The 11,858-nt window shown below is 65.8% G+C and carries 11 protein-coding genes and 1 pseudogene; 9 read left to right on the forward strand and 3 right to left on the reverse strand.

All coding sequences use genetic code 11. The annotated features are described in order from the left end of the window. The first annotated feature begins 59 nt into the window (after window positions 1–59). The 7 genes and pseudogenes from MFF62_RS04715 to MFF62_RS04745 all read left to right on the forward strand — a co-directional run bounded on the left by MFF62_RS04715 (window position 60) and on the right by MFF62_RS04745 (window position 6,293). Complete coding sequence (locus MFF62_RS04715; RefSeq protein ID WP_238260698.1) at window positions 60–1,163, forward strand: AI-2E family transporter; 1,104 nt, start codon at window positions 60–62, stop codon at window positions 1,161–1,163. Further along, window positions 1,160–1,837 carry a paraquat-inducible protein A gene (locus MFF62_RS04720; RefSeq protein ID WP_238260700.1) on the forward strand — a complete coding sequence of 226 codons (678 nt, stop codon included), beginning with the start codon at window positions 1,160–1,162 and terminating at the stop codon, window positions 1,835–1,837. The genes MFF62_RS04715 and MFF62_RS04720 overlap by 4 nt, the downstream gene beginning before the upstream one ends. Beyond that, window positions 1,834–2,604, forward strand: a complete 771-nt coding sequence (locus MFF62_RS04725) for a paraquat-inducible protein A (protein WP_238260702.1) — start codon at window positions 1,834–1,836, stop codon at window positions 2,602–2,604. The genes MFF62_RS04720 and MFF62_RS04725 overlap by 4 nt, the downstream gene beginning before the upstream one ends. Next, window positions 2,597–4,243: a PqiB family protein gene (locus MFF62_RS04730; RefSeq protein WP_238260704.1), complete on the forward strand. Its 1,647-nt coding sequence runs from the start codon at window positions 2,597–2,599 to the stop codon at window positions 4,241–4,243. Before MFF62_RS04725 ends, MFF62_RS04730 begins: the two co-directional genes overlap by 8 nt. Beyond that, entirely contained in the window at window positions 4,240–4,845 is a 606-nt protein-coding gene (locus tag MFF62_RS04735) for a PqiC family protein (protein WP_238260706.1), read from the forward strand. Before MFF62_RS04730 ends, MFF62_RS04735 begins: the two co-directional genes overlap by 4 nt. A gap of 484 nt (window positions 4,846–5,329) precedes the next feature. Beyond that, a pseudogene (locus MFF62_RS04740) lies at window positions 5,330–5,874 on the forward strand (fimbrial protein). 80 nt (window positions 5,875–5,954) lie between these two features. Next, complete coding sequence (locus MFF62_RS04745; protein ID WP_283205311.1) at window positions 5,955–6,293, forward strand: fimbrial biogenesis chaperone; 339 nt, start codon at window positions 5,955–5,957, stop codon at window positions 6,291–6,293. A gap of 27 nt (window positions 6,294–6,320) precedes the next feature. On the opposite strand, the gene MFF62_RS04750 is transcribed toward MFF62_RS04745, so the two are convergent. After that, window positions 6,321–6,872, reverse strand: coding sequence for a nucleoside 2-deoxyribosyltransferase (locus tag MFF62_RS04750; protein WP_238260708.1), 552 nt, complete (start codon window positions 6,870–6,872; stop codon window positions 6,321–6,323). A 271-nt stretch (window positions 6,873–7,143) separates the two neighbouring features. On the opposite strand from MFF62_RS04750, the gene MFF62_RS04755 reads away from it, so the two are divergent. After that, a complete protein-coding gene (locus tag MFF62_RS04755) occupies window positions 7,144–7,872 on the forward strand; it encodes a fimbrial protein (protein WP_238260710.1) in 729 nt (242 codons plus the stop codon). Window positions 7,873–7,875: 3 nt separating this feature from the next. On the opposite strand, the gene MFF62_RS04760 is transcribed toward MFF62_RS04755, so the two are convergent. Together MFF62_RS04760 and MFF62_RS04765 are read right to left on the reverse strand one after the other, a co-directional pair. Next, window positions 7,876–8,718, reverse strand: a complete 843-nt coding sequence (locus MFF62_RS04760) for a tetratricopeptide repeat protein (protein WP_238260712.1) — start codon at window positions 8,716–8,718, stop codon at window positions 7,876–7,878. Window positions 8,719–8,723: 5 nt separating this feature from the next. Beyond that, a complete protein-coding gene (locus MFF62_RS04765; protein ID WP_238260714.1) occupies window positions 8,724–10,796 on the reverse strand; it encodes a bifunctional 2',3'-cyclic-nucleotide 2'-phosphodiesterase/3'-nucleotidase in 2,073 nt (690 codons plus the stop codon). Between the two features lie 275 nt (window positions 10,797–11,071). Here MFF62_RS04765 and modA point away from each other — a divergent pair, with 275 nt between their 5' ends. Then, on the forward strand, window positions 11,072–11,842 hold the full coding sequence (modA, locus tag MFF62_RS04770) for a molybdate ABC transporter substrate-binding protein (RefSeq protein WP_238260716.1): 771 nt from the start codon (window positions 11,072–11,074) through the stop codon (window positions 11,840–11,842). Window positions 11,843–11,858 lie beyond the last annotated feature (16 nt).

The following is an 11,858-nucleotide window of genomic DNA, read 5'->3' on the forward strand; positions in this document are numbered from 1 at the left end:
GGCGAATTCCGCTATGCTTACGGCGTTCTCGCAACATGGACGCCGGCTGGCGCGCGACGATGAGTTCCGGACAACTGATTGAAAAGCTTGCGGCGGTCTTTGCGCTGATCGTTCTGATCGGCGGTTCGCTGGTCGTGCTGGCCCCGTTTGCCACGGCGCTCGTGTGGGGCGCCATCCTGGCCTACAGCTCGTGGTATCCATATACCGTGCTGTCGCGCTGGCTCGGCAACCGGCGCGGGCTGGCCGCGCTGGTGTGCGTGCTGGTGGCTGCCGTGATCGTGCTGGGCCCGTTTGTCTATGCCGGCGCCAGCTTCTCGGCCCACCTCGACGAACTGACCGCGCTGGTCAACAGCTACACGGAGCGCGGCTTCCCGCAACTACCTGACTGGCTCAGCAGCCTGCCCTACGTGGGCCCGCAGCTGCAATCGAGCTACGAACAGATCATCCACGCCGACTCCGAAATGGTGGCCAACCTGCGCAAGCTGATTGCGCCCGTGGGCCACGTGCTACTGGGCGCCGGCCTGTCGATTGGCGGCGGGCTGGGGCAACTGGCGCTGTCGATCATCCTGGCGTTCTTCTTCTATACCGGCGGCGAACTGGCCGTGGAATGGCTGCGCGGCGGCATGCGCCGGGTGGCCGGCGAGCGTGCCGACCACCTGATGGCGCTGGCCGGCGGCACGATCAAGGGCGTGGTGTACGGCGTGCTGGGCACGGCGTTCGTGCAGGCCGTGCTGGCCGCCATCGGTTTCTGGATCGCCGGCGTGCCCGGCGCCGCCATCCTGGGCTTCGTCACGTTCTTCCTGTCCGTGGTGCCGATGGGTCCGCCGCTGGTGTGGATTCCGGCAGCACTGTGGCTCTATCACAGCGGCGAGACCGGCTGGGCCATCTTCATGGTGGTGTGGGGCGCCGTGGTGGTGGGCATGGCCGACAACGTCATCAAGCCGCTGCTGATCAGCAAGGGCACCGGCCTGCCGCTAATCTGGATCATGATGGGCGTGCTGGGCGGGGCGCTGGCATTCGGGTTCCTGGGCGTGTTCCTGGGGCCGACGGTGCTGGCCGTGGCCTACGCGCTGCTGCGCGACTGGACCATCGGCTCGCAGGAACGGCCGGGAGTCACCGCGGTCACGCCCGCGCCGCCCTCACAACTGACCCCGGACGCATGAGCGACGGGACACACCCCGCGCACGCCGGGCCGGAGCAGGACCTGCACCGGCTGGTGGCCTGCGAGTACTGCGACGCGCTCTACGAGCGCACCACGCTGGCTCCCGGCGAGCGGGCCACGTGCCTGCGCTGCGGCGGCGTGCTGTACCGCGAAAGCACGCGCGCCTACCGGCGGCTGCTGCCGCTGGTGGTCACCGCGCTGATCCTGTTCCTGGTGTCCAACACGTATCCCATCGTCGAGATGGACCTCAAGGGCGTGCGTACCGAAACCACGCTGTGGGGTGCCGTCCAGGCGCTGCACAGCGACCACATGACGCTGGTGGCGCTGCTCGTATTTGGCACCACGATCCTGTTCCCGCTCTCCGAGATGCTGATGATGTGCTACCTGCTGGTGCCGATGGCCCGGCACCGCATGCCGATGGGCTTCGACCGCATCGTGCGCGGCATCCGTCAGACGCGGCCCTGGGGCATGATCGAGGTGTTCATGATCGGCGTGCTGGTGACCGTGGTGAAACTGTCGACCATGGCCCAGGTGATTCCCGGCGTGGCGCTGTGGTCGTTTGGCGCGCTCGTGGTGGTGCTGGCCGCGATGCTGTCGTTCGATCCGCGCGATCTCTGGCATTACCTGGAGCCGGCCGGTGCCGACGAAGCGCCGCCGCGCGAGGACCGCGCATGAGCACGCCCCCGCCCCGCCCGTCGCGTGCCGTGCAGGCCCGCGAGCAACTGGCCCGTTCGCGCCGCGTGGCGGCCGACGTGGTCGCGGAGCTGACCGACGACGACGAACGCACGCCGCTGGCGCAAGTGCCCACGGCAGCGTCGCGCGGGCTGCTGTCGTGCCATGCCTGCGACCTGGTCAGTCCGATGACGCTGGATGGCGAGCCGTGCCCGCGCTGCGGCGCCACGCTCCATCACCGCAAGCCGGCCAGCCTGGCGCGCACCTGGGCCTTCCTGCTGTCCGCGTTCATCCTGTACATCCCGGCCAACCTGCTGCCGGTGATGGTGACCCAGTCGATCCTGGGCACCCAGCGCGACACCATCCTGTCCGGCGTGATCTACCTGTGGCTGTCCGGATCGCACATGCTGGCCGGCGTGGTGCTGATCGCCAGCATCATCGTGCCGCTGCTGAAGATGGTGATCCTGACGCTGCTGCTGGTGTCGGTGCATTTCAAGTCATCGTGGCGTATCCGCCAGCAGACCAAACTCTATGGACTGGTCGAGATCATCGGCCGCTGGTCCATGCTCGATATCTTCGTGGTCGCGCTGCTGGCCGCGCTGGTGCGCGCCGGAGCGCTGGCCACCATCATTCCCGGGGGCGGGGCGCTGGCCTTTGCCTCGGTCGTCGTACTGACCATGCTGGCGTCGCTGTCGTTCGACCCACGCCTGCTATGGGATTCGCTCGACGCGAACGCCCCTTCGAAATCGCCGGAACCCGACCATGGCTGATCCTGATACTCCTACCCCTCCCCCCAGCCCCAATCCCGCCGGCATTCCGCAGCCCGCGCGCCGCCGCCGCGCACGCTGGCTGCCGTCACTGGTCTGGCTGATTCCGATCGTCGCGGCCGTGGTGGGCATTTCGCTGCTGATCAACACGCTGGCATCGCGCGGCCCCGAGATCACGGTCACGTTCGGCACGGCCGAGGGCCTCACCCCGGGCAAGACCGCCGTGCGCTACAAGGACGTGGATATCGGGCTGGTCAAGTCGGTGCGGCTGGCGTCGGACCGCTCGCACGTGCTGGCCACGATCGAGCTGACCAAGGACGCCGAGAACTTCGCCGTCAAGGACACGCGCTTCTGGGTGGTTCGGCCGCGCTTTGCGATCAGCGGCGTATCGGGTCTGGAGACGCTGCTGTCGGGCGCCTACATCGGCGTGGACGCCGGCAAGTCCACCGAAAGCACGCGCAACTTCACGGGCCTGGAGGTGCCGCCCGTGGTGACCACCGACGCTTCGGGCCGGCAGTTCGTGCTGCGCGCACAGGACCTGGGTTCGCTCGATATCGGCTCGCCGGTCTACTATCGCCGCGTGCAGGTGGGCCAGGTGGTGGCTTATCAGCTTGAGCCGAACGGGCGCGACATCACGCTGCGCGTGTTCGTCAACAAGCCGTACGACAAGCTCGTGGGCGCCGACACGCGCTTCTGGCACGCCAGCGGCGTGGACCTGAAGCTCGATGCCAGCGGCCTGAAGCTGTCCACGCAATCGCTGGTTACGGTGCTGCTGGGTGGCGTTGCGTTCCAGGCGCCCGACAACACCGTCGCGCGCGACTCTGCGGCGGAGAACACCCAGTTCCTGCTGGCGGCAGACCAGGCCGAGGCGATGAAGGAACCCGAGGAACTGGCGCCGACGCTGGCCGTGCTGAACTTCGACCAGTCGGTACGCGGACTGTCGCCCGGTGCGCCGGTGGACTTCCGTGGCGTGATCGTGGGCCAGGTGCGGTCGATCGGCATCGAATACCAGCGCGACAAGAAGGCGTTCCGCATGCCGGTGGTGGTGGAGCTGTACCCGTCGCGCATGGGTTTCCGCGAACGCGACGTGGCCGACGAAGCGCGCAAGCGCACCATCGTGCAGGCGCTGGTCAAGCGCGGCATGCGCGCGCAGCTACGCACTGGCAACCTGCTGACCGGCCAGTTGTACGTCGCGCTGGACTTCTTCCCGAAGGCCCCGCCGGCCAAGGACATCGACCTTGAAGCGCCGATGCCCGAGTTCCCGACCACGCCGGGCACGTTCGACGAGCTGCAGGCCAAGCTGGGCGAGATCGTCAACAAGATCGACAAGGTGCCGTTCGACCAGATCGGCCAGGACGCGCGCACGGCCATCGCATCGATGAACAAGATGCTGGAGACCGCCGACAAGCTCGTGGCGCAGCTCAATGGCGACGTGGCGCCGCAGGTGACGGCAGCGCTGCAGGACGCGCGCCGCACCCTGAATTCGGCCAACGGCACGCTGGCGTCCGACGCGCCGCTGCAGCAGGACACACGCCGCATGATGCAGGAACTGACGCGCACGGCGGTATCGCTGCGCGCACTGACCGATTACCTGGAACGCCATCCCGAGGCGCTGCTGCGCGGCAAGACGGAGGACAAATGATGAAACGTTCGCTGACGCTTTGCGCCATGTTGCTGGCCGTGGCCGTGGCCGGGCTCGGCGCCTGCGCCTCGCCGGAGCCGCGCTACTACACGCTGGCAACCGGTGCGGCTGCCCCGACCGCTCCAGCCACCTCGCCCGCTGCCACGCAACCAGTATGGATCGAGGTGGCGCCGGTACGCGTGCCCGAGCGGCTGAACCGCGCCCAGCTCGTGGTCATCGACGGCAACACCGGCAACGTGAAGCTGCTCGACCAGTCGCGCTGGTCGTCGCCGCTGCCCGATGAACTGCGTGACGCGCTGTCGCAGCAGCTCCAGGGCAACCTCGGTGCGATCGACACCTATCAGCAAGGGCTGTCGGACGTGGAGCCGGTGTTTCGCGTGACCACCGAAGTCGTGCGGCTCGAAGCCGACCCCGGCGTGCGTGCCGCCGCGTCGATTGCCTGGACCGTGCGCCGCCTGCCCGACGGCAAGGTGCTGAGCGGCCGCACCGAAGCGGACCTGGCCGCGCCGGGCAAGATCGATGGCGTGATCACCGCGTATCGCCAGATCGTCGGCATGGCGGCCGCTGACATCGCCGCCGGCGTGCGGTCACTACAGCGCTAGTCACGCCGACGCCTCGCGGCGTCACGCCCGCTTTACTCTCCACACCCCGCTTCACCGTCGCCCCACGCGCCTGATCCCGGCGCCCTGGGGCGACCGCCCCCGCCCTTCCCCATCCGCCGGTTTGCCGCCACCCGTGCGCATATTTTCCTGACGCTTTTTTCGCGCTGGAATATTTATCGTCACGCGTTATATTCCGGAAATTTCAATTCGTGCAGTTTCAAACCCATTTTTTCGGCAATAGCCATATCATGAATTCGATCGCGCACAGATTAAGGAAATGACCATTCATGCGATACCTGACCGTTCATACCATTATGTCGTCAGGAGGATGAAATGCAAGGGAACGGAATGAGCTGGCAATAAAGGAAACACCGGCAATCACGCAGGGTTTCTTCACTCGCCAAATCGCCCCCCCTCTGTAACATGAGACATTCCGATCTGTCTTGACAGAACCTTTGTCAATTCAAGCCAAATGGTCAGCAAAATGAAAAATTTACGCACCCTCATTCTCGGCGCCTCCGTACTTTTAGTCGCGGCTTCACCCCAGGCATTTGCCTCGGACGGCACCATTACCTTCAACGGCCGCGTTAGCGGCCAGACCTGCACGATTGCCGGCAATGGTGGTGGCAGCAGCTTTACCGTGACCCTGCCGACGGTACCGACCTCGGCGCTCTCGGCATCCGGTAATGTCGCGGGCCGTACGCCATTCAACATCGTGGTTTCCGGCTGCAATCCGGCCACCGGCAACGTTTCGGTCTTTTTCGAACCGGGCGCCACCGTGGATTACGTCACCGGCCGGCTCGTGAATACCGAGGCCGGCGGGGCCGGCAATGTGGAAGTCGGGCTGCAGAACGCGAACCTGACCGATATTGCGCTGGGTTCGGGATATCCCGCGCAGAACTCGCAGGTCGTGGCACTGGCATGCGGCGGTGCCCCCTGCCCTATTACGCCCAGTATGTGGCCACCGGCGGGGCAGCCACGGCAGGCGATGTCTTGAGGACGACCACGTATTCCGTCGTGTACCCGTAATCGACCACACACCGGCAGCCCCAGGCCTGCCGGTGTTTTTTTACGGATGGGCCCGGGCATTTTTACGGAACGCTGAACTCATGTCGACGCCCCTGAAGTTCCGTGCAGCCCTGGCTGCCACTCTCTTCGCCATGGCACTGTCGCAAGCCAGCGCTTCCCTGGTGTTGACCGGTACGCGGGTGGTCTATCCTGCAAAGGGACGCGAAGTCACACTCAACCTCAGTAACGAGGGCATCGCGCCGGCGCTGGTACAGGCGTGGATCGACGACGGCAACCCGAACGCCATGCCCGACGATTCGAAAACCCCGTTCACACTGACACCGCCGTTGTTCCGGCTCGATCCCAAGAAGGGTCAGACGCTGCGGATCATCTATCTGCAGGAACCGGCCGTGGCAACCTTCACGATGAGCTACCAGTAGCCGGCGCACACCTGCGCCGGCACGGCATCAATCCTCCGGACCACCGTCCGCCAGCGCCTGGAGGCGGCGCGCGGCGCGACGGCGATCGGCGTCGGCCATCGCCTCCAGGCACGCCCCGGCATCGCCCGTCACGAGCCGAACGCTGCAGGCCAGCATCAGGTTCATCGGCAGGCCGAAGTTTTCCACCACGTAGTCGTTCGCGTCGCGCGCCTCGCCATTGTCATCGGTGGTCACGCGCACGCGATCCAGCAGCGTGCCGGCATCGGTCGCGTAGCCCCACACGGGCTTCTGCAGCGCCACCGCGAATCCCACCTCGAATGCCGTGCCGCTGTCAGGTTCTCCCGGGCCACGGAAGTCATCGAGATTGGCCATCACGATGTCCGCCCGGCGGATCAGCGCGACGTTGGCCTCGTAGATCCATCGCGCGGTGTCGGGCCCGGACAACCCCCTGGGCGCCGCCTTGTCGAGCGGGTACAGGCCCTCGAAGCCATGTTGCGCGCACAGTGCCTTCAGATGTTCGCCCCAGGCCCGGGCGTCCTTGCGGAATACGTCGAAACCAGCGAGATAGATCGTCTTCATGGACGCCTCCAGTCGGAAACGCCTGAAGCATACCTCGGCAAACACCACCTTTCCGTTTCGGACGATGGGTTCTTCCACTCCATGGCCCGCCAGAACATGACCCAGTAACTCGCGCTTTTTGGTCTGGGTCGCGCCAGATACGCCCATCGGCGCGGCAATCAGTGAACAGCGGACCTATATTGCGTTCGTCAGCTGTCCAGCCAGCAGGGGCCGCGGAAGCGGCGTTGGCTATCGCATTCAAGGGGTGCCGATCCATGGACCATCTTCCCCGGTGAGCGACGCTTGGAACACCGGGGTCCCCGGTATTGGTGTGCGCATATTCAGCCCCAGCCTAGACCGCGTGGTATCGACCTTTACTGGCCCCGAAGGCCTGGATCTCACCCCCACCATTTGGGGCACCGATGCCTTCGTCGGCGCCTTCCAGTTCCGATACCAACTGGTCAAGACCGGAAACATCAACAGCAGGCACTGGATCCCGTTTGACGTTGTCCATACCTTCCAGAACCGAAATACCACAACGAACTACGTTTCGCCCACGGCGGGAACCATGACGATGGACAGTGGCCCCGTCAGCCGGGGAACGTGCCGGGTGACTACACCCAACGTCGGCGTCACGCTGGCTTCGGCGCCTGACACCGCGTTGGAAACCGTCGGCGCCACTGCCGGCGCAACGCCCTTCCGCATTGGCCTGCATTGCGAGAACCACGCGCATGCCCACATCACATTGACCGATGCGACCACGCCCGGCAATCGTAGTGACTTGCTGACGCTCACCGCAGACTCCACCACCCGCGGCGTACAGTTGCGCATCAGGCGACCATCGAACGAGGCCGTCAGATTCGGCCCCGATTCGGGAGCATCGGGCAATACGAACCAATGGATGGCGGGTGTGGTGAGCGGCGCCGGCATCATTCAGATGCAAGCCGAGTACGTGGCCGTCGGCCCCGTGACGCCGGCCACGGTGCGTGGCATCGCCACCTTCACCATGAGCTACCAGTAGGCGTTACGGATTGATCGCGGGATGCTTCAGCGCGTGCGCGGCCTCGGCCATGTGCTGGCGGTAGTTGCGGTCATCCTGCGCCAGGCCCAGTTCGCCGTTGCGATAGGCCGTGGCCAGTGCCTGGATCGATGCCGGGTGCTCGCGCTCGGCGGCGGCTTCGTACCATGCCACGGCGCGGGCATCGTCCTGGGACACGCCCTCGCCTTCGCGATACGCGTTGGCCAGCAGGAACATCGCCTGCGCCACGCCGCCGTCGGCCGCCACCTTGAACCAGCGGGCCGCCTGCGCCGGGTCCGGCGCGTGGCCATGGCCGCCGCGATACAGCAGGCCCAGGTAATAGGCCGCGCCAATGTCACCGGCGCGCGCAGCCGCTTCGGTCTGCTGCCATGCCAGCGGCAGATCGGCCCGGCCCGATGCCAGGGTGCCCAGCAGGGCTGCCTTGCCCAGCAGGAACTGCGCGCGCACGTAGCCGCTGTCGGCAGCCATGCGCAGCCAGCGCTCGCCGTCGGCACGCGTAGCGGCATCGGTGCGTGCCATCAGCGTTTCGCCAAGCGCGGCGCGCGCGGCGGTCTCGCCGTTGCGGGCGCCCTGCTGCAACTGGTCCAGCGCAGCGGCGTCGCCGGCCGACGTGGCCAGTAGCTGCCACTGCGCGATCTGCGTGTGGCGGGCATCCGACTGGTGGCGCCACACGGCGGCACCCGCCACGCCGGCGGTGGCCACCGCCACGGCCAGCGTGGCGGCCACGAACAGCGGGTGGATGCGCGGCAGACGGCGCGCGGCGGTGCGGCGTGTGCCGGCGTGAGAAGCCGAATTGACGGTGACAGTGGCGGCGACGGAGACTTGCATCGTAGTTACTGGTTCAGGTCGATCTTGTACTTGGAGAGGTTCTTGCCCGAGCCATCGTCGGCCGCTACCAGCGAGATGCCGGCCACGCCGCCGGCCGTGGCCTGTGCCAGCATGCCAACGCCCGAGCTGAACACCACGTCGCCACTGGTCACCACCTTGGTGAAGTGCCAGCTACGCGCATTGCCGTTGGTGGCGCGCGTCACGGTGGCCACGTCCTTGACGTACTGGATCAGCACATCGCGGTTGGCGTCGGGCGATGCGTAGACGGTCTTAGTGCCATCGAGGCCCGGGAAGTTGCCGCCGCCGCTGGCGCGATAGTTATTAGTGGCGACGATGAACTCCATCGCCGAGGTCACCGCCGCGCCCTTGTACGTCAGGTTCTTGATGCGGCTTCCCACGGCTTGCGTGACGTCAATCTCGTACTGCATATCGGCGTCGGTGAACATGTCGAAGTTGTAGCCCGGGAACGTGCTGATCAGTTGCTGTTCCGTGGTCAGCCCCGGGTTGATCTGGTTGAAGCGGTTGGCGGCCGTCTCCAGCCACGCCTTGACCTCGTCGCCGTTGACCTTCACCGCGTAGACCGTGTTCGGGTACAGGTACAGATCGGCCGCGTTATTGATGGCTAGGCTGCCCATCGCCACGTCGGTATAGTCATTGCCGCCGCCGAAGCCGCTCTTGAACGGCGCCGATACCGACAGCACGGGCAGCGCCGCCAGCGCGGGCAGGTTGGCCGTGATGTAGTTCTTCACGTAACGGGCCTGCGCCTGGTTCACGATCTGGATTGCGCCCGGGTCGCCCACGTCGGCGAAATAGCTCGACATGCGGTAGTCCGTGCTGCCGATCGGCGTCTTCACGTACTGGATGGTGGCCTGGTGCTCGGTGTCGATGGCGGACGCCACGCTGGCGTCGGCGGCCACGTAGCTCTTGTCGGCGTTCTGGGTCGAGCGCGCTTCCACCTTCGTGTTGGTGCGGTCGACGCTCCATTTGCTGCCGTCGTAGTTCAGCGCCAGTTTGACCACGCCCAGGTGCTTTCCCCAGTAGTTGGCCATCACGGTCGGCACACCATTGACGGTGCCCTTGACCTTGTCGACGCCCGGCAGGTTGAACTGGCCCACCGTGCTGTTGGCGTCCGGGAAGATCTGGTGCGAATGGCCGATCAGCATGGCGTCCACGCCGCTCACCTTCGACAGGTGATAGCTGCCGTTTTCCATCGTCGGCGAATACGTCGAGTTGTCCAGCCCGCCGTGCGAGATCACCACGATCAGGTCGGCGCCCTTGGCGCGCATTTCCGGGATGTACTTCTGCGCGGTCTCCACCACGCCCTCGGTGTAGACCTTGCCGTCGAGCCAGCGCTTGTCCCAGCTCAGGATCGCGGGCGGCGCAAAGCCGATGATGCCCACCTTGATCGGCGCGGAGATCGTCTTGCCGTCAGGCCCCGTGGCGGTCAGCGTCTTGGTCAGGATCGCGTACGGCTGGAACAGCGGCTGGCGCGTCTTCACGCTATAGACATTGGCCAGCACCTGCGGAAACTTCGGGCCGGCGCATACCGGCTGCGTGCCCGGGTCGGGCAGGCCATCCACGTTGAAGCGGTTGCCCGTGACCTGGCTCAGGTACTGCAGTCCGTAGTTGAACTCATGGTTGCCGATGCCGCCGCCATCAAAGCCGGCCGCGTTCATCACCTTGTACATCGCGAGCGTTTCGGCGCACGCCACCGGCTTGACCAGCGCCTGGTAGTCCGACAGCGCGGTGCCCTGGATGGTGTCGCCGTTGTCCAGCAGCATGCTGTTCGGGAATTCGGCCCGCGCCGACTTGATCAGCGTGGCCACACGCTCGAAACCGATCGACTTGTCCTCGGCCAGCTTGAAGTAGTCGTAGCTCAGTACGTTGGTGTGCAGGTCGGTGGTTTCCAACAGCGCCAGCGTGGACTTGGTGCCGGCAGGCACCGTCGTACCGCTGTTGCTGCCGTTGCCGTTGTTGCCGCCATTGCCCGCGTTGCTGTTGTCGTCGGAGCCACAGGCGGCCAGCGCGGTGGCGACCAGTGCGGCCAGCACGGCGGCCCGGATGCGATGGTGTTGCATGGTCTCGGATTTCCCTGTTGTTTTGTGTTTGTGATGCAGCCCGACGATTTTGGTAAGCCGGGATGGCAGGGAAGTGGCGAAACCGCGTCATTACCGTGACAATCGACACAAATATGACAAAAACATCATATTGAAGTGGGGCAACCAGGTACGCACCACTATTCCAATTGGCTGAAGATCCCTATCCGGACGGGCAATTGACTGGGCGTTATATACGCGCTTATATTGCGGATGCAACCCATGATGCACACCCTCCACTTTCCTGCGCATTCGCCATGAGCCTTCGTCCTTTCCTGCGCCGTGCCGCCGCCGGCGCCGCCCTGTCCGCCCTGACCCTGGCCGCGCCGTCGGCCTTTGCCGTCGACCTCGTGGTGTCCGCCGCCGCCAGCCTGACCAACGCGTTCAAGCAACTGGGCGAGCAGTTCGAGCGCGCCCATCCCGATACCAAGGTGGTGCTGAACTTCGGCGCGTCGGATGTGCTGATGCAGCAGATCGTCAAGGGCGCCCCGGCCGACGTGTTCGCGTCCGCCGACCAGGACGCCATGAACAAGGCCGAGGCCGAAAAAGTGGTGCAGGCCGCCTCGCGCCGCGATTTCGCGGCCAATGCGATCGTGCTGATCGTGCCGCATGACAGCAAGCTCGGCATCGCCGGCCCGAAGGACCTGACGCGCGCCGACGTCAAGCGCGTGGCCTATGGCAACCCGTCGTCGGTGCCGGTGGGCCGCTATACGCGCGGTGCGCTGGAAACCCAGAACCTGTGGAGTGCCGTGGAAGCCAAGGGCGTGCCGGCGCAGAACGTGCGCCAGGCGCTGGACTACGTGGCGCGCGGCGAGGTCGATGCCGGCTTCGTGTTCGCCACCGACGCCGCCGTGATGCCCGACAAGGTCACGGTTGCCGCGCGCGTGCCCACCACCACGCCGGTCACCTACCCGATCGCCGTGACCGCGCAGACCAAGCAGGCCAAGCAAGCCAACGCCTTCGTGCAGTACGTGCTGTCGCCAGAAGGCCAGGCAACGCTGGCCAAGTACGGCTTCCAGAAGCCCTGACATTCTTCACGAAAGC

Source organism: Cupriavidus pauculus (genome assembly GCF_022179805.1).
Lineage (GTDB): Bacteria > Pseudomonadota > Gammaproteobacteria > Burkholderiales > Burkholderiaceae > Cupriavidus > Cupriavidus pauculus_E.

What these genes read in the sequence shown, in the direction of transcription:
- MFF62_RS04715 (WP_238260698.1), top strand. Translation starts at nt 60, where the DNA reads ATGAGTTCCGGACAACTGATTGAAAAGCTTGCGGCGGTCTTTGCGCTG.
- MFF62_RS04720 (WP_238260700.1), top strand. Translation starts at nt 1,160, where the DNA reads ATGAGCGACGGGACACACCCCGCGCACGCCGGGCCGGAGCAGGACCTG.
- MFF62_RS04725 (WP_238260702.1), top strand. Translation starts at nt 1,834, where the DNA reads ATGAGCACGCCCCCGCCCCGCCCGTCGCGTGCCGTGCAGGCCCGCGAG.
- MFF62_RS04730 (WP_238260704.1), top strand. Translation starts at nt 2,597, where the DNA reads ATGGCTGATCCTGATACTCCTACCCCTCCCCCCAGCCCCAATCCCGCC.
- MFF62_RS04735 (WP_238260706.1), top strand. Translation starts at nt 4,240, where the DNA reads ATGATGAAACGTTCGCTGACGCTTTGCGCCATGTTGCTGGCCGTGGCC.
- MFF62_RS04745 (WP_283205311.1), top strand. Translation starts at nt 5,955, where the DNA reads ATGTCGACGCCCCTGAAGTTCCGTGCAGCCCTGGCTGCCACTCTCTTC.
- MFF62_RS04750 (WP_238260708.1), bottom strand. Translation starts at nt 6,872, where the DNA reads ATGAAGACGATCTATCTCGCTGGTTTCGACGTATTCCGCAAGGACGCC.
- MFF62_RS04760 (WP_238260712.1), bottom strand. Translation starts at nt 8,718, where the DNA reads ATGCAAGTCTCCGTCGCCGCCACTGTCACCGTCAATTCGGCTTCTCAC.
- MFF62_RS04765 (WP_238260714.1), bottom strand. Translation starts at nt 10,796, where the DNA reads ATGCAACACCATCGCATCCGGGCCGCCGTGCTGGCCGCACTGGTCGCC.
- modA (WP_238260716.1), top strand. Translation starts at nt 11,072, where the DNA reads ATGAGCCTTCGTCCTTTCCTGCGCCGTGCCGCCGCCGGCGCCGCCCTG.